Source organism: Sphingosinicella sp., assembly GCF_052387495.1.
Taxonomy (GTDB): Bacteria; Pseudomonadota; Alphaproteobacteria; order Sphingomonadales; family Sphingomonadaceae; genus Allosphingosinicella.
Genome location: NZ_JBQTJC010000151.1, coordinates 1 through 19,633 on the forward strand (window position 1 = coordinate 1; position 19,633 = coordinate 19,633).

At 68.5% G+C, this 19,633-nt stretch carries 20 protein-coding genes and 3 pseudogenes; 5 read left to right on the forward strand and 18 right to left on the reverse strand.

The features are described 5' to 3' along the window. From ACT4N8_RS08435 to ACT4N8_RS08450, 4 genes and pseudogenes are all read right to left on the reverse strand, one after another. Window positions 1-309, reverse strand: a pseudogene (locus ACT4N8_RS08435) (TolC family protein); the annotation flags it as partial. A gap of 56 nt (window positions 310-365) precedes the next feature. After that, window positions 366-701, reverse strand: coding sequence for a copper-binding protein (locus ACT4N8_RS08440; protein WP_444857690.1), 336 nt, complete (start codon window positions 699-701; stop codon window positions 366-368). A gap of 155 nt (window positions 702-856) precedes the next feature. Then, window positions 857-1,165, reverse strand: a complete 309-nt coding sequence (locus tag ACT4N8_RS08445) for a hypothetical protein (protein ID WP_444857691.1) — start codon at window positions 1,163-1,165, stop codon at window positions 857-859. 115 nt (window positions 1,166-1,280) lie between these two features. After that, entirely contained in the window at window positions 1,281-1,481 is a 201-nt protein-coding gene (locus ACT4N8_RS08450) for a hypothetical protein (protein WP_444857692.1), read from the reverse strand. Window positions 1,482-1,628: 147 nt separating this feature from the next. Here ACT4N8_RS08450 and ACT4N8_RS08455 point away from each other — a divergent pair, with 147 nt between their 5' ends. Then, a complete protein-coding gene (locus ACT4N8_RS08455) occupies window positions 1,629-3,539 on the forward strand; it encodes an HAD-IIIC family phosphatase (protein WP_444857693.1) in 1,911 nt (636 codons plus the stop codon). Here ACT4N8_RS08455 and ACT4N8_RS08460 read toward each other — a convergent pair. The 3 genes from ACT4N8_RS08460 to ACT4N8_RS08470 are packed head-to-tail and all read right to left on the reverse strand — an operon-like array spanning window position 3,436 to window position 4,752. After that, window positions 3,436-4,026, reverse strand: a complete 591-nt coding sequence (locus ACT4N8_RS08460) for an RNA polymerase sigma factor (protein WP_444857694.1) — start codon at window positions 4,024-4,026, stop codon at window positions 3,436-3,438. The genes ACT4N8_RS08455 and ACT4N8_RS08460 overlap by 104 nt on opposite strands. Window position 4,027: 1 nt before the next feature. Then, on the reverse strand, window positions 4,028-4,468 hold the full coding sequence (locus ACT4N8_RS08465; protein WP_444857695.1) for a periplasmic heavy metal sensor: 441 nt from the start codon (window positions 4,466-4,468) through the stop codon (window positions 4,028-4,030). Beyond that, window positions 4,465-4,752 carry a hypothetical protein gene (locus ACT4N8_RS08470; protein ID WP_444857696.1) on the reverse strand — a complete coding sequence of 96 codons (288 nt, stop codon included), beginning with the start codon at window positions 4,750-4,752 and terminating at the stop codon, window positions 4,465-4,467. The genes ACT4N8_RS08465 and ACT4N8_RS08470 overlap by 4 nt, the downstream gene beginning before the upstream one ends. 188 nt (window positions 4,753-4,940) lie before the next feature. On the opposite strand from ACT4N8_RS08470, the gene ACT4N8_RS08475 reads away from it, so the two are divergent. Further along, entirely contained in the window at window positions 4,941-5,432 is a 492-nt protein-coding gene (locus tag ACT4N8_RS08475; RefSeq protein WP_444857697.1) for a DUF411 domain-containing protein, read from the forward strand. A gap of 61 nt (window positions 5,433-5,493) precedes the next feature. Beyond that, window positions 5,494-5,979 (forward strand): YybH family protein, encoded by a 486-nt coding sequence (locus tag ACT4N8_RS08480; protein ID WP_444857698.1) that lies wholly within the window; start codon window positions 5,494-5,496, stop codon window positions 5,977-5,979. A gap of 53 nt (window positions 5,980-6,032) precedes the next feature. Here the strand turns inward: ACT4N8_RS08480 and ACT4N8_RS08485 are convergent, their stop codons facing one another. The 4 genes from ACT4N8_RS08485 to ACT4N8_RS08500 form a co-directional block, all read right to left on the reverse strand. Continuing rightward, window positions 6,033-6,380: a hypothetical protein gene (locus ACT4N8_RS08485; protein WP_444857699.1), complete on the reverse strand. Its 348-nt coding sequence runs from the start codon at window positions 6,378-6,380 to the stop codon at window positions 6,033-6,035. A 69-nt stretch (window positions 6,381-6,449) separates the two neighbouring features. Further along, window positions 6,450-7,079 (reverse strand): DUF2231 domain-containing protein, encoded by a 630-nt coding sequence (locus ACT4N8_RS08490; protein WP_444857700.1) that lies wholly within the window; start codon window positions 7,077-7,079, stop codon window positions 6,450-6,452. Then, entirely contained in the window at window positions 7,070-7,960 is an 891-nt protein-coding gene (locus tag ACT4N8_RS08495) for a copper resistance protein B (protein WP_444857701.1), read from the reverse strand. The genes ACT4N8_RS08490 and ACT4N8_RS08495 overlap by 10 nt, the downstream gene beginning before the upstream one ends. 392 nt (window positions 7,961-8,352) lie before the next feature. Further along, complete coding sequence (locus ACT4N8_RS08500; RefSeq protein WP_444857702.1) at window positions 8,353-10,185, reverse strand: copper resistance system multicopper oxidase; 1,833 nt, start codon at window positions 10,183-10,185, stop codon at window positions 8,353-8,355. A gap of 94 nt (window positions 10,186-10,279) precedes the next feature. Between ACT4N8_RS08500 and ACT4N8_RS08505 the strand changes: the two genes are divergently transcribed. Continuing rightward, the gene (locus ACT4N8_RS08505; RefSeq protein ID WP_444857703.1) at window positions 10,280-10,729 is read left to right on the forward strand and encodes a hypothetical protein; all 450 of its coding nucleotides are present in this window, start codon (window positions 10,280-10,282) and stop codon (window positions 10,727-10,729) included. Window positions 10,730-11,021: 292 nt separating this feature from the next. After that, a pseudogene (locus ACT4N8_RS08510) lies at window positions 11,022-11,372 on the forward strand (hypothetical protein); the annotation flags it as partial. 29 nt (window positions 11,373-11,401) lie between these two features. Here the strand turns inward: ACT4N8_RS08510 and leuD are convergent. From leuD to ACT4N8_RS08545, 7 genes and pseudogenes are all read right to left on the reverse strand, one after another. Further along, on the reverse strand, window positions 11,402-11,995 hold the full coding sequence (leuD, locus tag ACT4N8_RS08515; protein WP_444857708.1) for a 3-isopropylmalate dehydratase small subunit: 594 nt from the start codon (window positions 11,993-11,995) through the stop codon (window positions 11,402-11,404). Continuing rightward, complete coding sequence (leuC, locus tag ACT4N8_RS08520) at window positions 11,992-13,431, reverse strand: 3-isopropylmalate dehydratase large subunit (protein ID WP_444857704.1); 1,440 nt, start codon at window positions 13,429-13,431, stop codon at window positions 11,992-11,994. Before leuC ends, leuD begins: the two co-directional genes overlap by 4 nt. A 2-nt stretch (window positions 13,432-13,433) precedes the next feature. After that, window positions 13,434-14,069, reverse strand: a complete 636-nt coding sequence (locus tag ACT4N8_RS08525) for an isochorismatase family protein (RefSeq protein WP_444857705.1) — start codon at window positions 14,067-14,069, stop codon at window positions 13,434-13,436. Window positions 14,070-14,077: 8 nt separating this feature from the next. Further along, window positions 14,078-15,274, reverse strand: a complete 1,197-nt coding sequence (locus ACT4N8_RS08530; RefSeq protein WP_444857706.1) for a CaiB/BaiF CoA transferase family protein — start codon at window positions 15,272-15,274, stop codon at window positions 14,078-14,080. Window positions 15,275-15,283: 9 nt separating this feature from the next. After that, window positions 15,284-17,164 (reverse strand): hydantoinase B/oxoprolinase family protein, encoded by a 1,881-nt coding sequence (locus ACT4N8_RS08535; protein ID WP_444857707.1) that lies wholly within the window; start codon window positions 17,162-17,164, stop codon window positions 15,284-15,286. Window positions 17,165-17,174: 10 nt separating this feature from the next. Then, complete coding sequence (locus tag ACT4N8_RS08540) at window positions 17,175-19,223, reverse strand: hydantoinase/oxoprolinase family protein (protein ID WP_444857709.1); 2,049 nt, start codon at window positions 19,221-19,223, stop codon at window positions 17,175-17,177. Continuing rightward, window positions 19,223-19,633: pseudogene (locus ACT4N8_RS08545) on the reverse strand (hydroxymethylglutaryl-CoA lyase); the annotation flags it as partial. The gene ACT4N8_RS08540 and the pseudogene ACT4N8_RS08545, both read right to left, overlap by 1 nt.

Sequence of the window (19,633 nt, forward strand, 5' to 3'; positions counted from 1 at the left end):
CTGCTCCCGCCCGATGCCGATGAAGCGCATCGTCATGAAGTCCGCGCTCGGGCTGAACGCGTCCGGACCGGTGACGGGCAGGTTCTGCACGCCTGCCATCAGCCGTGGATCGGGCAGCTGGCGCGCGGCGACCGCCGCCTCCTCGAACGCCTGCGCGGTGCGATTATAGGCTTCGAGCGCCGGTTGCCGCTCCAGCGAAAGCCGGAGCGCCTCGTCCAGCGTCAAGGCATTCTGGGCGCCTGCCGTCGTCGGCAGCAGGAGAGCGAATGCGGTAGTGGCCGCGAGGAAGCGGCGGGCTGATCTGGTCATGGATCTCGTCCTGGACATCGCGAAGGGCATGACGGCCGCGAGGCCGCATGCTGCGGCTATCGGGTCTTGGTGAGGGAGGTGAGCCGGTAGCTTCCGTCCGCCTCGCGGAACCGGAAGCTGACGGCATCGCCGACCTCGATCCCCTGCACCATCGCCGGCGCGTCGGCTTCGAACGCCATCGTCATCGACGGCCAGCCCAGCCCTTCCACCGGACCGTGGGAGATCGTCACCCGGCCGCCGGAAATGGCGGTCACCTCACCGGTCGCGGCATAGACCTGGCTCCCGGGAGGCTGCGTCGCCTGCCCCGCGGACTCGCCTGAATTGCGCGGCGTCGGCCCTCGCGACTCGCCGCACGCGGTCAGCGCGAGCGCCAGGGCGAACGCGGTCGTCATCGAAATCGTCTTCACTGTTGCACCTCTGCTCCAGACCGGTGGAACGGCGCGGGAGGCTGGCCCCCGTCGCGGCCCACCGCCGGTCCGGAAGCGCCCGGACCGGAATTGAGGATTGACGATGACGCGCCGGCCCGATGGGCCGGCCGTTCATCGGCTCACAGAGAGATGGTTCGGGGAGGAGGGTCGGCCGCCCCTGGACCGACCGACGGCAGCGCTCTTGCGCTCGCTTCGATGAGAGGCGCCGCCACAATCTCGTCTTCGGCGACATAGGGCCCGCCACCCGGCACGACGCCGGCCGGGCAGCCGATTGCGCAGTCCGGCGTGCAGCAAGCCATCTTGTCGTGATCGCCGTCCATGCCGGAGGCGCCGTCCATCGTGCAGCCCATTGCGGGTCCCGCGAGAGCCGGACCCGGCGCGCCGATCAGCGACAGCGCCACGAGGATCGTGAGGAGAAATCTCGTCACACCGTCCCACCTAGGCCTGGGGAACGTCCTGTCAAGTTCCTGGAGTGCTTGCCGCCACGGCCGCGGACGGCCCAGCGCGTCCGCCGGACACGGATACGGCTCGGTGCGCGCCCGCTCAATCGACCTCGCCGCCGGTCTCCGTCGGCGCATCCTGAATGCGCGCCACGCGGTCGAGATAGGTCTCGGCAATCGCATAATGCGCGGCGACCGCGGCGGGATCGGTGGCGCGTTGCGCGGACCTGACCTCCTGCTCGGCGCGCCGCTGGAAATAATCGAGATCGGGCTCGCGCCTCGCGGCGCCTTGCTCGTCAACCATGCCCTTCCTACGCATGATCCGCCGCGCGCCCTCATCGTTTCGCCGTTCCCGCGACGGGACGAGCGAATCTTGCGGGCAAGGCGCGCCGCTTGCGTATTCATCCTGGAAAGGGCGGCCGGGGCCGCGCCTGGGCAGCGGCGGCCGAAGATGTTCGAGTTCGACAAATATGTTCGGCCGCAGGGCTTTCGACCGTCGGCGCCGGGCCGTCCTTATGCGCCACTCTCGCGGATAGATCGCCGATCCTTTCTCGTCTGGGGCGAGCATTGCGTCGAATGCGCCGCGCCGGACTGCTTTGCCACCTGCGACCTTTATCAGGCCCGGCCCGACCGTCGATGCCGCCGCTTCGCTTATGGCGTGTACAGGAACGGCCGATATTCGTCCGCGAGCGGCTATGGCGCGGAGATCGTTTTCAGGACCTGGGGAAAGCTCGAGGCGCGCGGCAACGTCGCCCTCCTTTCGCCCCGTCTGATCGGGGCCATGGAGCGGGGACTGGCGCTGGCAGCGCCGGTCCTCAATCGCGCCGGAGCTGTTGCCGGTCGGCTGCTCAAGGATATCCGCTGGTCCTATCTGACCTATTCGCTGCTCGAGCGGTTCAACGGCCGGCTCCTTCGCCGCGGTGCCGGCGAGGCAAAGCCGGACGCCTTCGCGATCGAGATCTACAATCCGGGCCGCGACTCCGTATCGCTGCACTTCTCGATGTCCGTGGACCGCACCAGGTTGCCCGCCGGCTTTCCGCCCGAGCGCGTTCCCCGGCCGTTGCTGCTTGGGCTCGACATCGGACCGGGCTATTTTCGCCGGCTCGTTCCCCGCGCCGAATTCGCCGACCTGGCCGGCTCCGGACTGCCGTTCAACCTGGCCTTCGCGCCCGCCGCGCCCGACGGAGTCCATCTCGTCTTCCTTACCGCCGACTTCGTCCGATTCTCCGGAGGATCGGAGACGAGAGCTCTCGATCGACCCGAAGGTCGGCCCCGGGTGAAGTGCGTCGTGTTCGACCTCGACGACACCTTGTGGAGCGGCGTCCTCGTCGAGGGATCGGTGCGCTTGCGCGATGAGATCGCCGGCCTGTTCGAGGCGCTCGACCAGCGCGGCATCCTGATTTCGGCCGCCAGCAAGAACGCGCGCGACGATGCGCTGGCGCAGCTGCGAGCATTCGGGCTCGCCGACTATCTCCTCCATCCCGCGATCGGCTGGGGTGCCAAGTCCGAGGGGCTGCGGCAGATCGCAGGCCGGCTCGGCATCGGCCTCGACGGCTTCATGTTCGTCGACGACAGTCCGTTCGAGCGCGACGAGGTCGCCCGGTCGCTGCCGCAGGTGGAGGTGCTCGATGCGGGGGCGATCCCCCGCCTGCTCGATCATCCGCGCCTCGCCGGCGGCGTCACCCGCGAATCCCGGGCCCGGCGGCAGATGTATCGCGACGCGGAGGCGCGCGACACCGCGGCCGCGGCGTTCGGCCACGATTATCTCGACTTCCTGCGCTCGTGCGCGATCATCGTCTCGGTCCGGCCCGAGCGTGCCGATGACCGCGAGCGCGTCCAGGAGCTGGTCCAGCGCACCAACCAGCTCAACTTCTCCGGCCGCAAATACAACCGGACGGAGCTCGAGCGGCTGCTGGGCGAGCCCGGGCTCGAGCGTCACGTCGTCGAATGCCGCGACCGCTACGGGGACTATGGCCTCGTTGGCTTCTGCGTGGCGCGCAGCGTGGGACAGGGCGTTCGGATCGAGGATCTCATGCTCTCCTGCCGGGTGCAGGGAAAATATATCGAGAATGCCTTGCTTCAGCACCTCTGCGCCCGGCGCGGCGCGGCGCCGCGCTTCGTCGAGATCAGGTTCCGTCCGACCGGGCGCAACGCGGCAGCGCGCGCCGTGCTCGATTCGCTCGGCTTTCGCGATGCGGGAAGCGAGCTGCTGAGGGTCGAGGTTCCGTCCGACGGGTTCGCGGCGGATTTTCTGACGGTCAATCCTCCCCCGCCGGGCTCGCCCGAACCTCCCGACCGTCCCGAACCGACGCCAGTTTCGCGCGGGCCCGGTAGAGACGGGTCTCGACGGCCTTCGGACTGATTCCGAGCGCGGCCGCCGCCTCGGCCTGGCTCAGCCCTTCGACGGCGCACAGCAGAAGCGGCTCCTTGAGCGACCTGGGCAAAGCGGCGACGGCTTGCCAGAGCGCGTCGAGCGCCTCGCGGTCCGCGGCGGCGACATCGGGCGCCGGGGCGGGATCCGATACCGCCGCCGCATCGTCAAGCGGACGGGCGAAGGTGAAGAACCTGCGTACCGTGCGGCGCCGCGCCCAGTCGCGGCACTTGTTGATGGCGATGCGGGCAAGCCAGGCGCGAAGCGGCCGCTCGGGGTCGTAGCTTTCCAGATTCCGGTAGGCGGCGATAAAGGACTCCTGGACGAGGTCGAGCGCGTCGTCCGGGCTGCCGACATGGCCGAGGATCAATCGATAGACCGGCTCCTTGTGGCGGCGCATGATCTCGGCGAAGGCGGTCTTGCGGCCTGCGAGGACGAGCACGGCCAGTTCGCCGTCCGAGCAATCCTCGCCCCGCATGTCACCTGGTATCGGTAAGGGTACGGAACACGACCCGATCGAACTCGGCCGCTTGGTCCGGGCGAAGCACCGCGCGCATCGCGAAGATATGCGCCAGCGTCTCGTTCTGGAGGACGCCCATCGTCGCGTGGGAACGTTCGACCTCGGCGGCTACGCGCGGCCCGTAGCCATGCTCGAGCTGAATCGCCGCGGCGAGCCGCGCGTTCTCGGCCTGAAGCTCGAGCTCAAGCTCGCGCCGCCGGGCCGCGAACTGGATCTCGAGCGCCTCGATGCGGCCCAGTTGCGCGGGGTCGAGATCGAGCTGCTCGTGAAGGAGCTCGTGCAGGGCGCTCGACGCGGGCGGGGCAGGCGCCGAGATGCTGCGGCCGATGAGCACTCCGGCCAGGGCGGCGAGGAAGGCGATCAGCGCGACCTGGAGCGTGCGGCGCCGGCCGGGACTCACCGCCGGCCCATCAGCAGCGAGGAGGGGGCCAGCGACGACACGCCGGTCAGCGGAGAGAGAGCCGCTTGGGCGCTGTCCGCCTCGCTAGGAACGGCCCCGCCGAGAACCCCCATGCTCAATGCGGCCACCGCCGCGAAGGCTGACACGCCGAATCCGTCGCGGCCGCGCGCCGGGAGCTCTCCCGCGATGCGTCCGAGGACCGCGGCTTCGACGTTCACGAGGCCCGCGGGCGTCGGGGCGCGAGCCAGCCGCTCGAGCGTGCCGTCGTCAGCATCGCCGCTCATTCGATCATCTCCATCTTCGTCAAACCTCCTTACGCACGCCATGGGCGCCGCCCTCATTCCGGTCGGGCGCCATGCTCATAGCAGGCAGGGCGCGGCGGCCGAAGCCCGATGCCGGCCGGGGCGCCGCCCGATTCGAGGGCAGATGCGCCCCGCTGCGTATGAATAGCGATTGCAGGAGATGGAATTCCATGAATCCCGAAGCTGTCCGCGGCTTTCCGCGGCGCCGGTTCATCGGCGGCGCGGCCGCCTTGCTTGGATTGCTCGCCACCGGATGCGCCCGCGCCGGGGAGCGCGCGACGCTCGCCATGACCGTCCATCGAGATCCGGATTGCGGCTGTTGCGAGCAATGGGCGCGCCAGGGCCGGGACGCCGGTTTCGCGACGACGATCGTCGACGAGGCCGATCTCGCCTCGGTGAAGCGGCGGCTCGGCGTTCCCGCGGACCTCGCCTCATGTCACACCGCGCTGGTCGACGGCCTGATTGTCGAGGGTCACGTGCCCTTCGACCAGGTTCGCCGCCTGCTTCGCGAGCGCCCGCCGGGAGTCGCCGGGCTGGCGGTGCCCGGCATGCCGGCGGGCTCGCCCGGCATGGAAATGCCCGACGGTCGGCGCGATGCCTATCAGGTGCTGGCGTTCGACCGGTCCGGCCGGCGCCGGCTGTACCATGCGGTGACCGGCTGAAGCAGCCTTGCTACGATTGGGCGCGGCGGCCGTTCTGGAACGAAGAAGGGGAGGATTGAGAATGAGACAAATGATTGCAGTCCTGATGGTTTCGGCGGCGCTCGTCGCGGCGACGCCGGGCGTCGCTCAGGACAATGACCGCGCCGGCGAGACCAGCGCGGTGACCGAACTGCTCGGCCGCTACCGCGCGGCGATCGAGCGGCTCGACGCTTCGGGCACCGAGGCGATGTTCGCGACCGACTCGCAGATTTTCGAGAATGGGGGAGTCGAGGGCAGCTACAGCAACTACCTTGCCCGTCATCTCGGTCCCGAGCTCGGCCATTTCACCTCGTTCCGCTTTTCGGACGTCGCGGTCGACGTCCGTTTCGAAGGCGAGGTGGCGCTCGCCACCGAAACCTACAACTACCGCATTGAGCGCCATGAGGGTGCGCCGATCGAGCGGCGCGGCGTCACCACCAGCGTGCTGAGACGGACCCCCGCCGGCTGGCAAGTGGTCAGCATGCACGGCTCGTCGCGGGCGCCGCGGCCGGCCCGCCCGGCAGGCTGAGCGATCGCTCCCCGCGCGACGGCGCGGGCTCTCCGCGCCGTCGCGTCCGGCCGTCAGTGCGACATGTCCGCCATATTCCCCATGTCATGCCCGGCATGGGGGTCGGCCGGCTGGGGCGCTCGCGCGGGCGGCTCGACAGGTTCGGCGCGCGGTCCGCTTCGGGGCGGCGCGGCCCGCGGCTTGGACGCACCGGTCTTCGCGGCGGGAGGCTCGGCGGGGACTTCCGGACCGGTTTCAGCCTCGTTGGCGGCTGGAGGCAGAGTCGCGGCGACGGCTTCATTGTCCCCAACCGTTGCGACGTGGTTGATCACATCGGCCGAAGGGGCTTCGTTCGCGCGCTGGCCGCACGCCGCCAGGGCGGGCATCGTTCCCAGCGCCAGCATCGCAAGCAGTCGTTTCATGGTGTCACTTCTCCGGTTTCGAACGCTGTTGAAGTCAGGGCAAGCTGCCGCGCTTCAGAAATACATGCTTCAGAAGTACATATGGTCCAGGCCATGGGTGAGCGCGGCGCCGAGCCAGCCCTGGACCAGCAGCAAGAGCGTTGTCGTGCCGAGCGTCCAGGTCATGGCCTTGCTCGAGACGGCTTCGGGCCGGCGCCATGCCCACAGGGCGATTCCGCCTACCACGACGGCGAGGGCCGTGCCGATCCAGCGGTGGTAGAGCTGGATGGGCTCGCGATCCGCGAGCGCGAAGCCGGCATTGAACCAGCCGAGCAGGGCGGCGGCGACCGCGGCCACGCCGGCGAGAACGATGACCGCCCGAAGCACCTCGGCCGCGTGGCCGCGCCGCCGCGCGATGAGCAGCGCGAGCCAGCTCGCCGGAATGAGCGCAATCGGGAAATGGACCGCGAACGGATGCATTCTGCCGAGCCAGGAAACGAAGCGTCCGCCCAAGCTCGTCGGCCGCTCTTCCGACGCCATGCCGTGATCGTCCATGGCCATATCGGTTCCGGCGGTGGGCGCCGCCGCGTGCCCGTCCGCCATGCTCCGGGCGGCCTCCTGCTGCTTGTTGTGGTCGGTATGCGCGGCGGCCGGCAGGGCCGCCGCGAGCGATACTGTAACGGCGACCCACAGCAGCAGTCTTTTCACGATCAGAACCATGTTCGCACTCCCAGGAGAAGGCTCCAGCCGCCGACGCGCTCCCCCGAGGCGCGACGGAAGGCGGCGGTATCGCCGAAGGCGCGCTCATATTGGACGCCCAGATATGGCGCGAAGACGGCCGGCGCACGCGCCGGGAAGAATTCGTGGCGCAGCCTGAGACCGAGCTCCGCGGTCGACAGGCCCGAGCCGAGCCGCAGCTCGGGCACGTCCTGCAAGGCGAAGTCGGCCTCGATCTGGGGCTGGAGGATCAGCCGCTGCGTGATGCGAAGGTCATATTCCGCTTCGAACCGCGCCGTAACGTCGCCCCTTTCCGACAGGAACAGGGCTGCGTCGAGCTCGAACCAATAGGGCGCGAGGCCCTGCAGCCCGAGCACGAGATAGCCGCGCCCGGGATCGGGGGCAAAATCGTAGCGCGCACCCGCCTGAAGGTCGAACCACGGGCTGATGGCCCGGCTGTAAAGGGCCTGGACCTCGGCCGCTTCCAGCCCGCCGCCGAACTCGCCCTCGCCCTGCGACTTGATCCACAAACGGTCGATGTCGCCGCCGTACCAGAACTGCGCGTCGTCCCAGATATAGGCGTCGCGACCGTCGCGCAGCGCGACCTCGAGCCGGTCGATCAGCAGGCGATATTGGGGGACCGCGCCGTTGACCCTCCGCTCCTGCGCGCGCGACCTGGCCATGTCGGCGGCGTCATAGGCAAGATCCGCGGCATGAGCCGGCCCCGACAGTGCCTCAGGCGGCGGCGGTCCGACTGGAGGAGCCGGGGGCGCGGCCATCGTATCGCCCATCGGGTGACCGGCGTGGGGATCGGGGACGGCCGGCGGGGCGACCGTCGCGGGCGGCATGGCATGGCCGGCATGGGGGTCGGGGACGACCGGCATGCGCGGCGCAGGCATGGCGTGGCCGGCGTGCGGATCCGGGCTTGCCCGCCCGGTTGTCGGGGTTTGGCCGGGGACCATCCGCGGCGCCGGAGGGACCGCCGCCGGCTCTGGAGGGGAAGGGGGGCGGGGTTGTTCGGATGGCATCGCATGGCCGGCATGCGGGTCGGGAGCCGCCGCTGGAGCGGTTCGCGGCGGGGGGGTGCGGCAGTCGCCGGCCGGTGGCGGCGCGGAACCGTGCGCGGCATGGGGGTCGGGCGTTCCGCTCTCGCGCGGGCAGGGCAGGGCGGGCGGGGCAGCCTGCGCTGTCGCGGCCGGCTGGGCGCCATGCCCCTCATGCTGCGCGAGCGCGGGCGCGGCAGCGCAGGCGGCAAACAGGATGAGAAGGCGCGGCCTCATGCGCCCTCTCCGTCGAGCGGGCGTACCGTGACGACCCGCATCATCCCGGCATGCATGTGATAAAGGAGGTGACAGTGGAACGCCCAGTCGCCGGGCGCGTCCGCGGTGAGGTCGAGGTCGACGGTGCCGCCGGGCAGAACGTCAACCGTGTGCTTGAGCGGATGACGGCCCGGATTGCCGTTGACCAGCTCCATGAAATGGCCGTGAATGTGGATCGGGTGGGCCATCATGCTGTCGTTGATGAGCCGCAGCCGCACCCGCTCGTTGCGGGCGAAGCGGATCGGCTCGGGGTTGTCGGAGAACTTCACGCCGTCGAAGGACCACATGAACCGTTCCATGTTGCCCGTAAGGTGGACCTCGACGGTGCGCGTCGCCGGTCTCGCATCGGCATTCGGGGTCAGCGCGACGAGGTCGCGGTAAGTCAGAACGCGGTGGCCGGCATTTTCGAGGCCGTTTCCAGGTTCGCCCGTCCGGTCGGTCGGCATGGCGGCGATATTGTCGACTCCGACGCCTGCCTCCACCCCGGGCGGCGGGTTCGCGCGGCTGTACATCGTCTGCGCTCCAGGGGCCGGACCGCCGCCATGCTGCATTCCGCCCATCGCTTCGCCGGCGACGCCGCTGTCCATCCCGGGCATCGAACCATGATTGCTCGGCGCAGCGGGAGATGCGGGCGAATTTCCCATGTCCATGCCGCCATGGGCCATGTCGCCCATCCCCATGTCCCGCATCGTAAGCAGCGGGCGGTCCCGCAGCGGCGGCACCTCGGCGCGCATGCCGAGCCGCGGCGCCAGGGTGGCCACGCCCATGCCGGAGCGGTCGATCGCTTCCGAGACGATGGTGTAGGCCCGGCTCTCGACCGGCTCGACGATCACGTCATAGGTTTCGGCCACCGAGATCCTGAACTCGTCGACGCCGACCGGGCGGACATTCTGGCCGTCGGCGGCAACCACGGTCATCCTCAGGCCGGGGATACGGACGTTGAAGATCGATTGCGCCGCCGAATTGATGAATCGCAGGCGGACGCGCTCTCCGGGCCTGAACAGGCCGGTCCAGTTCTCCTGGGGCCCGTGGCCGTTGATCAGATAGGTATAGATCGAGCCGGTGACATCGAGAATGTCGGTCGGGTCCATCCGCATCTGCGCCCACATCATCCGTTCCGACTGCGGCATCTGGTGCTCGGGGTCGCCGCCGAGGCGCCCGGCCAAAGTCATGCGCTGCCGGTTGAAGAAGCCGCCTTCCTGCTTGAGGCGCCGGAAGACGAGATGGGCGTGCATCCGGCTCCAGTCGCTGAGCACGACGACATGCTCGCGATCATAGGCGACCGGGTCAGGTTCGGCCGGATCGAAGATGAGCGGTCCGTAATGCCCCTCCTGCTCCTGCAGGCCGGAATGGCTATGATACCAGTAGGTCCCGCTCTGCCGGATCGGGAACTCGTAGACGAATGTCTCGCCCGGCCGGATGCCCGGAAAGCTGATTCCGGGAACTCCGTCCATCCGGAAGGGAAGGATGATGCCGTGCCAGTGGATGCTGCTGTCCTCCTCGAGCCGATTGGTGACGGCGATGCGGACATTCTGCCCTTCGCGCAGGCGGATCAGCGGCGCCGGAAGCGTCCCGTTCAACATGATCGCATGACGCGTGTGACCGCCGACCGTGAAGGGTCGGTGGGCGATGGTGAGCGCGATTTCCTCGCCGCTCAGCGTCGGCATGTCGGGACCGAGTCCTGGCGTGCCGGTCTGCGCCCAGGCTGGAAAGTAGCGCGCCAGGCCCAGCCCGGCCGCGCCGAGGGCGCCGGCACGGATGACGGACCGGCGGTCGATCGGAATGTTCATTTGCAGTCGACTTCCTTTGGCAGCCGGCGTCGGCGGGCGCGGCGATTGCAACTCTATACGCGTGGCTCATCGCTCTCCCTCAATCTCGAATTCCGTGTCGTGCCACCGTACGGCCGGGCCGCCCTTGGCGGGCTTCGCGCCGCATGCAATTAGGGCGATCGCCGACACGAATTGGGCGCCGGTGTCGCTCGATCGGTTCGAGCCGGCCTGGGCGGCGGAGGTCGAGGATGCCTCGGCGACGTTGCGCCGCGAGACCGTGCATCTCGCCACTGGCCTCTTGCTTCCGGTCTGGGACAAGCTCCCCGACGATCACGTCCAGGTCGTCCGCATCGCCGCCGACGACGGCCGCTCCTTGCTCGGCCGCGAGGTCGCGACCGTTCATCTGCCCGATCTCGGCGCGAAGCTCGGCCTCGATATCTCGCTCGACCTCGCGCCCGACGCGCTCGCCGAGACGGTGCTCCGGACCGGCAAGCCGCTCCCGTTCCGGGGCATGGAGCCGCTCACCGTCAAGCGCAGCCCTCGTCAACAACAGCCAGCGGCTTGAGCTCTCGAGCTTCTCCGCGGCCCGGCTCGGCTGGTACAAGGCGCAGGGCTGCTTCAGCGAGATCATCCGCTACCAGACGCGGCTATCCGTACGAGATCATGCAGGACGATCTAGCGCGCTATATCGGCGGTATCGGGATCAGCGAAGCCGCACCGGCCAGCCTGCGCTGCGGCGCAATTTCCGGATTCTTGGGCGAGGCGCTCGGGGGGAGGCGCAAGCGTCACGCCGCCTACATTCGGCGCTACCAACGGCGCCTAGATGTCCGCCGCGGCGATGAGACTTCGAGCGGCGCGTTGCGGAAGCCGAGCGGTTCAACCTGCCGCCAGCGGGCGACTATGCGGTGGCGATGTGCTTCCTGCCCCGCGACCAGGCGAGCCGAAAGGCTTCGGTAGAGCGGTTCGAACGGTTGGTCAGGGTCGAGGGACAGGTCTTGGTCGGCTGGCGCGACGTGCCGGTCGACGCGGGGGAGCTCGGCGCGGCGGCCCAGGCAGCAATGCCGGTGATCGCCCAGGCTGTGGTGGCGCGTGGGCCGAACGTCAGCGATCTGAACGCCTTCGAACGCAACCGGCTCGCCATCCGAAAGCAGACCCTGAAACCCGCTCGGCGACACAGCGCGCCGGCGCAACCTGCCAGGCCTGCCTGAATTCTACATCGCGTCCTTTTCGAGCAGATTTAACCGCCAAGATCGAAAAGGAACGGCCGTATAGCTTTAATTTTTTGCTCAAAGTCAGCAATCTTGCCACTATTCATCTCGGTTAATGAGATTTCATCGGCGCCGTTGACCAAGCACTGCTTTCGGAAGGCATCGAAGTCGAATTCGAAATAGTCGCCGAGTGGCGTGGTCACGGTCTGGGCGGGCAGGTCGATGCGGATGGAAGCCGTCCGCGCCGCCTCCATCAACCGCGCCACCGCCGACTCATCCAGCGTCACCGCGAGCAGGCCGTTGCGGAAGGCGTTGCCGGCGAAGATGTCGGAAAAGCTGGGCGCGATGACCGCCCTGATGCCGATGTCGCGCATCGCCCAGACAGCGTGCTCGCGGCTCGATCCGCAGCCGAAATTGCGCCCGGCGATCAGGATTGGAGCGCCCGCGAAGCGCGGAACGTCGAACACGCTGCCGCCGCCCTGGCGGAGCACGGCGAAGGCGCCGGCGCCGAGGCCCTTGCGGCTGACCGTCTTGAGCCATTCCGCGGGGATGATGACGTCGGTGTCGACGTCGTCCAGCCCCAGCGGATAGGCCCGGCCCTCGATGATCGACACGGCGTCTATGGCATCAGCTCCCGAACGTCGGCGAGTCGGCCAGCCACTGCGGCGGCGGCGGCCATTTCGGGCGACAGCAAGTGGGTGCGCGCGCCGGGGCCCTGGCGGCCCATGAAGTTGCGGTTGGAGGTCGAGGCGCAGCGCTGGCCGGGCGGCACCTTGTCCGGATTCATGCCGAGGCAGGCCGAGCAGCCCGGTTCCCGCCATTCGAAGCCGGCTTCGGTGAAGATCCGATACAAACCCTCGGCCTCGGCCTGCCGCTTGACCAGGCCGGAGCCGGGAACGACCAGCGCCTGCTTGATGGCGGGGGCGATCCTGCGCCCGCGCAGCACCGCGGCGGCGGCGCGCAGATCCTCGATCCGGCTGTTGGTGCAGCTGCCGATGAAGACGTTCTCGATCGCGACGTCCTGCATGCGCTCGCCGGGCCTCAGCCCCATATAATCGAGCGAGCGCCGCGCCGCTTCCCGCCGCGGGCCTTCGGGCAGGTCATCCGGATCGGGGACGCGGCCGTCGATCGGGACCACGTCCGCCGGGCTGGTCCCCCAGGTCACGGCGGGCGCGATGTCGCCTGCCTCGATCGCGACCGTGCGGTCGTAGGCGGCGCCGACATCGCTTGGCAGAGTGCGCCAATAGGCCAGCGCGCGCTCCCAGGATTCGCCTTTGGGCGCCAGCGGACGCCCCTCGAGATAGGCGAAGGTAGCCTCGTCCGGAGCGACCAGCCCGGCCCGCGCGCCCGCCTCGATCGACATGTTGCAGACCGTCAGGCGGCCTTCGGTCGACATGTCCCTGATCGCCGATCCGGCATATTCGATGACGTGCCCGGTGCCGCCGTCCGCCCCGATCCTGCCGATGATCGCCAGCACCAGGTCCTTGGGCGAAACGCCGAAACCGAGCGTCCCCTCGATGCGGATCAGCAGGGTTTTGGACGGGCGGAGCAGCAGCGTCTGGGTGGCGAGCACATGCTCGACCTCGCTGGTGCCGATGCCGAAGCCCAATGCGCCGAGCGCGCCGTGGGCGGAGGTGTGGCTGTCGCCGCAGACGATCGTGCAGCCGGGCAGGGTGAAGCCCTGCTCGGGCCCGACGACGTGGACGATGCCCTGCTCCGGATCGGCGGCGTCGATATAGGGGATGCCGAACTCGCGGGCGTTCGCCTCGAGCGCGGCGAGCTGGCGGGCGGAGACGGGGTCCGCGACTGGCACCGGCCGGCCGGCGGCGTCGCGCCGCGGCGTCGTCGGCAGGTTGTGGTCGGGGACGGCGAGGGTCAGGTCGGGGCGGCGGACCCGGCGGCCGGCCTCGCGCAGGCCGTCGAACGCCTGCGGGCTGCTGACTTCGTGGAGGAGATGGCGGTCGATGTAGAGGAGACAGGTGCCATCCTCGCGCCGCTCGACGACATGGTCGTCCCAGATCTTCTCGTAGAGCGTGCGGGGCGGTGACGGATCGGCCAATTTCAGGTTCTTCCGTTCGAGAGGATGCACGCGGCGGCCGCCTCGTCAACGACCTCGGCATATTTTCGATCGAGATCGAACAGATTGGCTTCGTGGGCCTCCGGCCGGCGGTCGGCGCATCCGTCCCGAACGACGAAGGGCGCAAAGCCGTGCTGGATCGCGTCGACGGCGGTGGCGCGGACGCAGCCGGAGGTGGAGAAGCCGGTGATCACCAAAGTGTCGATTCCCTCGACGCGCAGCATTGGCGCGAGCGAGGTTCCGAAGAAGGCCGAGGCATATTGCTTGGCGAAGACCACCTCCCCCGCCTCGGGCCGCAGCGCCGGCGGGAAAGCGCGGAGCGCCGATCCTTCGTCGAACGCCCGCAGCGCGGGGACCTTGCGGTAGAAGAGGCCGCCGTCGCGTCCGCCGGGCCTGTAAAGAACGGTGGTGAACACGATGGGCACGTCCGCGGCGCGGGCGATGCCGGCCAGCCGCGCGGTCGCGGCCACCGCCGCCTCGCCGTCGAGGAACAGAGGCGATCCCGGCGCCAGATAGGCCATTGCCATGTCGACGATCAGCAGCGCGGGGCGCTTGCCGGGCGCGATGTGCCCGTCGAACGCGCCTTCGTCCCGCTCTCGCTGTACGTGCTTGGCTCCCATGGCGTGTCCTAGATTGCGTTGGCGGCGCGCAGCGCTTCGAGCTCCTCGGCGCTATAGCCCAGCAGGCCGGCGTAAACCTCCTCATTATGCTGTCCGACCTCGGTCGGGGCCGGCGATCGGACCGAACTCGGCGTTTCCGACAGCTTCGGAAAGGGCGCCTGCATCTTGATCGGGCCCCATCTCGATGTGTCGATGTCGAGGATCGCTTCGCGCGCCGCGAAATGCGGGTCGGAGAGCATCTCGGGCGCGCGGTAGATGGCGCCGGCCGGGACGCCGTTCGCGATCATCAATGATTCGACCTCGGCGACCGTGCGCTTCCACGTCCAATCCGCGATCAACGCGTCGAGCTCAGCCTGATGGCGTCCCCGCGCGACATGGTCGGCGTAGCGCGGGTCGTCAGCGAGCTCTGGACGCCCCATCGCCGCGCAGAGGCGCCTGAACACCGCGTCCTGATTGGCGCCGATCAGATAGTCCCCGTCGCGGCAGGGGTAGACGTTCGATGGCGAGATTCCGGGGAGCGCGGATCCCGAGCGCTCGCGAATATAGCCCGATACGTGATACTCGGGGATCAGGCTTTCCATCACCTGAAGCACCGCTTCGTAGAGCGCCGAGTCGACGATCTGGCCGAGGCCGGTCCGTTCGCGCGCATGGAGCGCGGCGAGCGCGCCCATGCAGCCGTAGGTGGCGGCGAGGGTGTCGCCGATCGAAACCCCCATGCGCGAGGGCGGCCGATCCGGATCGCCGACAATGTATCGCCAGCCGCCCATCGCCTCGCCGATCCCCCCGAATCCGGCGCGGCCCGCATAGGGGCCGGTCTGTCCATAGCCGGAGACTCGGACGACGATCAGCCGCGGATTGATCGCGCGCAGCGTTTCGGGATCGAGGTTCCAGCCCTCGAGCGTGCCGGGCCGGAAATTCTCGATCAGGATGTCCGCGGTCGCGGCGAGCCTGCGGATCAGTTCCTGCCCCTCCGGGACACGGAGGTTAGCGGTAATCGACCGCTTGTTGCGCGCAACCACCTCCCACCACAATTTCTCGTCGCCGCGGCCCCACTCGCGCATGGGATCGCCCGCGCCGGGCGGCTCGACCTTGATCACGTCGGCGCCCATGTCGCCCAGAAGCTGACCGCAAAACGGGCCGGCAATCAGCTGGCCGAGCTCGATCACGCGAATGTCGCTGAGCGCGCCGGGGTTCCTGGCCGTCATGCCGCGCCCCTATTCCGCCGCCAGCGCCAGCGGCTGCCAGGTCGGCTGCCGCGGCGCGGGAAGACCGGTTTCGGCCTCGCAGGAGCGGCGCAACGCCTCGATGCCGGGCCCGAAGTTGAAAAGCGGCAGGATATCATGACGCGCGTCGCGGAGCTGGGCTCGAAGCGCCTCAGTGGCCTCGCCGTCCGCCTCTCCGTCGCGGGCGACGACCACGCCGTAGCGGCGCGCCCCGTCCAGCGTCACCAGCCCCTGCCTGACCTCCTTCGCGACGAGTCCGGGATCGCGCGCCAGCGGGTCGCCCCAGCCCCCGCCGCCCCAGGTGATGTAATGGAGCTGGTCGCCGGCCTCGACGCGCAAATCCTCCACCTTGTTGCCGACGATGACCCGGGTCCCGTCCGCTTTTTCGAGAATCTTCCGCGCGCGCGCGCCCGGTTCGCCGCCGTTCACCCCCCAGGGCGGCACGAACCAGCGGTCATCGTGGATGGCGATGACGCCCGGCTCCAGGAAGCGGTAGGCCATGTGGATGCCGTTGCCGCCGCGGTGAAGGCCGGGGCCGCCGCTGTCCGGGGCGGTCTCGTAGCGTTCGATCACCAGCGGGAAATAGCGCTCCAGGAACTCGTTCGGGACATTGGTGAAGCCGGGCCAGAGCGAGTGGCCGTCGGGCCCATCGCCGAGAGGCCGGCCCGGGATACCCCCAAATCCGATCTGGAACAGCTGGAACCATTCGCCCTGCTTGTCGACGCCGGAGTAAAAGAGGTGAGGAGAGGAGGAAAAGCCGGCTGCGTTGAGGAATTCGGGCGTCTTCTGGCCCAGCAGGCCGCCGAGAATGTCGAAGATTCGGCCGAGGGCGTGGGTGCGGCCGGACAGAGCGGCCGGGAATTTCGGCTTGAGCAGCGATCCTTCGGGAATGCGCACCTCGATCAAATCGTAGAAGCCGTCGTTGAACAATATCTGCGGGTCGAACACCATGATCATGTAGATACCGAAGAACATCTTGAACATGTTCTCGTTGAGATAGAAGTTGATCGAGGCTTCGCTCTGGGGATCGGTGCCGTCGAAATCGAGCACGACCCGGTCGCCGTCCCGCCACATCGTGCAGCGGATCTTGTAGGGGCCGCGGCCGACGCCGTCGTCACAGACATAGTCTTCGAAGCTGACGGGCTCCTTGCCGATCGAGCTCGCGATAAGCTGCTTCATCGCCCGATGGTTGCGGGCCAGCAGCTCCTCGGTCGCGGACACGTAGAGATCGTCGCCGAACCGCTCCGCCATCTCGACCACCCGCCGGCTCGCGACACGGCACGACGCGATCAGCGCGTTGAGGTCCGCCGTGCACCAATCGGGCTTGCGCGTCTGGTGCATGACCAGCTTGATCAGGTCCGCATTATAGTCGCCATTCCGGTAGATCTTGACCGGCGGAATGCGCACGCCTTCCTCGAAGATCGAGCGCGCGTCGATCGGCATCGACCCGGCGACCTTGCCGCCGATGTCGGACTGGTGGCCGAACATGGCGGTATAGGCGAGCAGCCGGCCCTGCTTGAACACCGGCAGCAGCACCAGCCAGTCGTTGGAATGGCTGATCGCGCCCTCAACCGAATAGGGATCGGAAAGGAAGAACATGTCGCCTTCCTCGACCGTTCCGTCATAGCCGGCGAGGAAGCCGCCGATGAACGAGCCGAACTGGCCGACCAGCATCCGTCCCTTGTGATCGGCGATCAGCGGAAAGGCGTCGCCCTGCTCGCGGATGCCAGGCGACATGGCGGTGCGAACCAGCGTCGCATCCATCTCGACGCGAGCGTTGCGCAGCGCATTCTCGATCAGATCGAGGGTCACCGGATCGACGGGGACGCCGGCGAAGGGGCCGGCTCTCGTCTCAACGATCGTGGCGGGCATGGCGCGTCCTTCAGGCGGGGTTGATCAGGATATTGCCGACCGCGTCGACCGTGGCGACGCAATCCGCTTCGACAAGGGTTGTCGCGTCCATTTCGACAACGATCGCCGGTCCGGGGATCGTGTCGCCGGCGCGGAGCCGTGCGCGGTCGTAGATCGTCCCAGGCCTTATCGCGCCGTCGATCCACAACTCGTGATCTCGCAGCTTCGCCCCGGCGGGATCGCTGTCTCCTTCGGGCAGCCCGGCTGGCTTAAGGTCGAGCGCCGGCCCCATCGCGACCGCGCGCAGGTTCACGATCTCGTGCGCGCTCTCCATGTTGAAAGTGAACAGGCGGCGATGCTCCGCGTCGAAGCGCGCGAGCAGACCGGCAATGCCATCGCGGCGCAGCGTTTTCGCGTCTATCGTCATCGGCACCTCGAACGCCTGGCCCTGATAGCGCAGGTCGATCTCGAACAGGCTGGCGATGTCCGCCTCGGCGATGCCGTCGGCGCGAAGCTCCGCGTGAGTCTGGTCCGCCATCTCGCCGAGCAGCGCGATGAGTTCGGATTCGGTGGTGTCGCGCGCCAGTTGGGAAAAGCTGCGCGCCGCTTCTGTGCGCATTCGCGTCGTCGCGTCGCCAAGGGCGCACAGCACGCCCGGCGAAACCGGAGAAATTGCGGGCCAACTGCCCATCAGCCGCGCCACAGCGTTGACGTGCAGCGGCCCGGCACCGCCGAAGCCCATCAGCGCGAAGTGGCGCGGATCGTAGCCCTGCTGGACCGAGATCATGCGCAGCGCCCCGAACATATTTTCATTGGCGATATCGATGATCCCCCGCGCCGCTTCGAACAGGCCGATGCCCAGCTTGTCGGCGATCGTCTGGATCGCCGCAGTGGCACCGTCCCGATCCAGTTTGAAGCTCCCGCCGAGCAGCGATTCAGGCAGATAGCCCAGCACGACGTTGGCATCGGTGACGGTTGGCTGGTCGCCACCCATGCCGTAGGCGACTGGCCCGGGAACGGCGCCGGCCGATTGCGGGCCGACCCGCAGCGCGCCGGTCAGTTCCGGCACATAGGCGATCGATCCGCCTCCCGCCCCGACTGTCTTCACATCGAGCGACGATGCTCTGACGCTGAGATGGCCGACCTCGGTCGTCCGCGTCCGTCGCGGCTCGAGATTTTCGATCAGGGCGACGTCGGTCGACGTCCCGCCTACGTCCAAGGTGAGGATGTTGCGAAAACCGGCATTCCTGGCGACCCAAAGCGCGCCGGCGACGCCGCCCGCGGGACCTGACATCAGCAGGGATACCGGATGTTCCTCGGCCTTTTCGGAAGACATCAGGCCGCCGTCCGAGCGGAGCAACGCCAGCTTTCCAACCATTCCGCAGTCGCGCAGCTTCCCACGCAGGTTGCGGACATAATGGCCGACCACCGGCCGCATCGAAGCATTGGCGACGGTGGTCAGCGTCCGCTCATATTCCTGCATCTCGGGCAGGATGAGGTGACTGAGGGAAATCGGCACGTCGGGAAGAATCTCGCGCGCCAGCGCAGCGACACGCAGCTCGTGGGCGCCGTTCAGATAGGCGTTGATCAGCGATACGGTGACCGCTTCCACCCCGCGCGCTTTCAACCTTTCCAGCGCGGCGCCGATGTCGGCGTCGTCGACCGGACGGAGCTCGCAACCCCGCGCGTCCATTCTCCCCTTGATCTCGAATGTATCCTCGAGCGCCGCGAGCGGCTCGGGCTTCGGCCAGATGATCCAGCCGGCGAGGCCACCGGGCACGTAGCTGCGGGCGATCTGCAGGATCTGGCGATATCCTTCCGTGACAATCAGCCCGACGCGGGCACCCTTGCCCTCGAGTACCGCGTTGGTCGCGACGGTCGTGCCGTGGAGGACGGTCTCGACCGCGCTCGGCGCGATCCCCGCCCGCGCCGCGACCGTCTCGACTCCGGCGAGCACGCCAATCGAGCTGTCGGCGGGCGTCGACAGAGTCTTGTGCCGCCAGAAGGCGCCCGTGGCCTCCTCGAACAGCAGCAGATCGGTAAAGGTTCCCCCCACGTCGACGCCGAGACGATAGCCCATCAAGCGATTTCCCCCTGTTGTGCGCCGCTCGGAAACCGCCCAGCCTTGGTCAGCATTCCGGGCAGGGGCTTGCCGATCACGCCGCTGAACCAGGCGGACGTTTCGATCAGCAGGTCGAGATCGAGCCCGGTCGAAACGCCGGAGCGCTCCAGCATGTAGACGACATCCTCGGTCGGGACGTTGCCCGCGGCGCCGGGCGCGAAAGGACAGCCGCCGAGCCCGCCGAGCGACGCATCGACGGTGCGGGCGCCGGCCTGCACCGCCGCCCAGACATTGGCGAGGCCGATGTTGCGCGTATTGTGGAAATGAACCCGCATCGGAATCGGCGCGATCGCATCAGTGACGCGCGCGACCAGCCGCTCGACATCGCGGGGAGAGGCGGCGCCGATCGTGTCAGCGAGCGCCACCTC

Coding starts and splice junctions, on each gene's coding strand:
- ACT4N8_RS08440 (WP_444857690.1), bottom strand. CDS start 701: ATGACGACCGCGTTCGCCCTGGCGCTCGCGCTGACCGCGTGCGGCGAG.
- ACT4N8_RS08450 (WP_444857692.1), bottom strand. CDS start 1,481: ATGGTTGACGAGCAAGGCGCCGCGAGGCGCGAGCCCGATCTCGATTAT.
- ACT4N8_RS08455 (WP_444857693.1), top strand. CDS start 1,629: ATGTTCGAGTTCGACAAATATGTTCGGCCGCAGGGCTTTCGACCGTCG.
- ACT4N8_RS08460 (WP_444857694.1), bottom strand. CDS start 4,026: ATGCGGGGCGAGGATTGCTCGGACGGCGAACTGGCCGTGCTCGTCCTC.
- ACT4N8_RS08470 (WP_444857696.1), bottom strand. CDS start 4,752: ATGAGCGGCGATGCTGACGACGGCACGCTCGAGCGGCTGGCTCGCGCC.
- ACT4N8_RS08475 (WP_444857697.1), top strand. CDS start 4,941: ATGAATCCCGAAGCTGTCCGCGGCTTTCCGCGGCGCCGGTTCATCGGC.
- ACT4N8_RS08480 (WP_444857698.1), top strand. CDS start 5,494: ATGAGACAAATGATTGCAGTCCTGATGGTTTCGGCGGCGCTCGTCGCG.
- ACT4N8_RS08485 (WP_444857699.1), bottom strand. CDS start 6,380: ATGAAACGACTGCTTGCGATGCTGGCGCTGGGAACGATGCCCGCCCTG.
- ACT4N8_RS08490 (WP_444857700.1), bottom strand. CDS start 7,079: ATGGTTCTGATCGTGAAAAGACTGCTGCTGTGGGTCGCCGTTACAGTA.
- ACT4N8_RS08495 (WP_444857701.1), bottom strand. CDS start 7,960: ATGCCGGTCGTCCCCGACCCCCATGCCGGCCATGCCATGCCGCCCGCG.
- ACT4N8_RS08500 (WP_444857702.1), bottom strand. CDS start 10,185: ATGAACATTCCGATCGACCGCCGGTCCGTCATCCGTGCCGGCGCCCTC.
- ACT4N8_RS08525 (WP_444857705.1), bottom strand. CDS start 14,069: ATGGGAGCCAAGCACGTACAGCGAGAGCGGGACGAAGGCGCGTTCGAC.
- ACT4N8_RS08530 (WP_444857706.1), bottom strand. CDS start 15,274: ATGACGGCCAGGAACCCCGGCGCGCTCAGCGACATTCGCGTGATCGAG.
- ACT4N8_RS08535 (WP_444857707.1), bottom strand. CDS start 17,164: ATGCCCGCCACGATCGTTGAGACGAGAGCCGGCCCCTTCGCCGGCGTC.
- ACT4N8_RS08540 (WP_444857709.1), bottom strand. CDS start 19,223: ATGGGCTATCGTCTCGGCGTCGACGTGGGGGGAACCTTTACCGATCTG.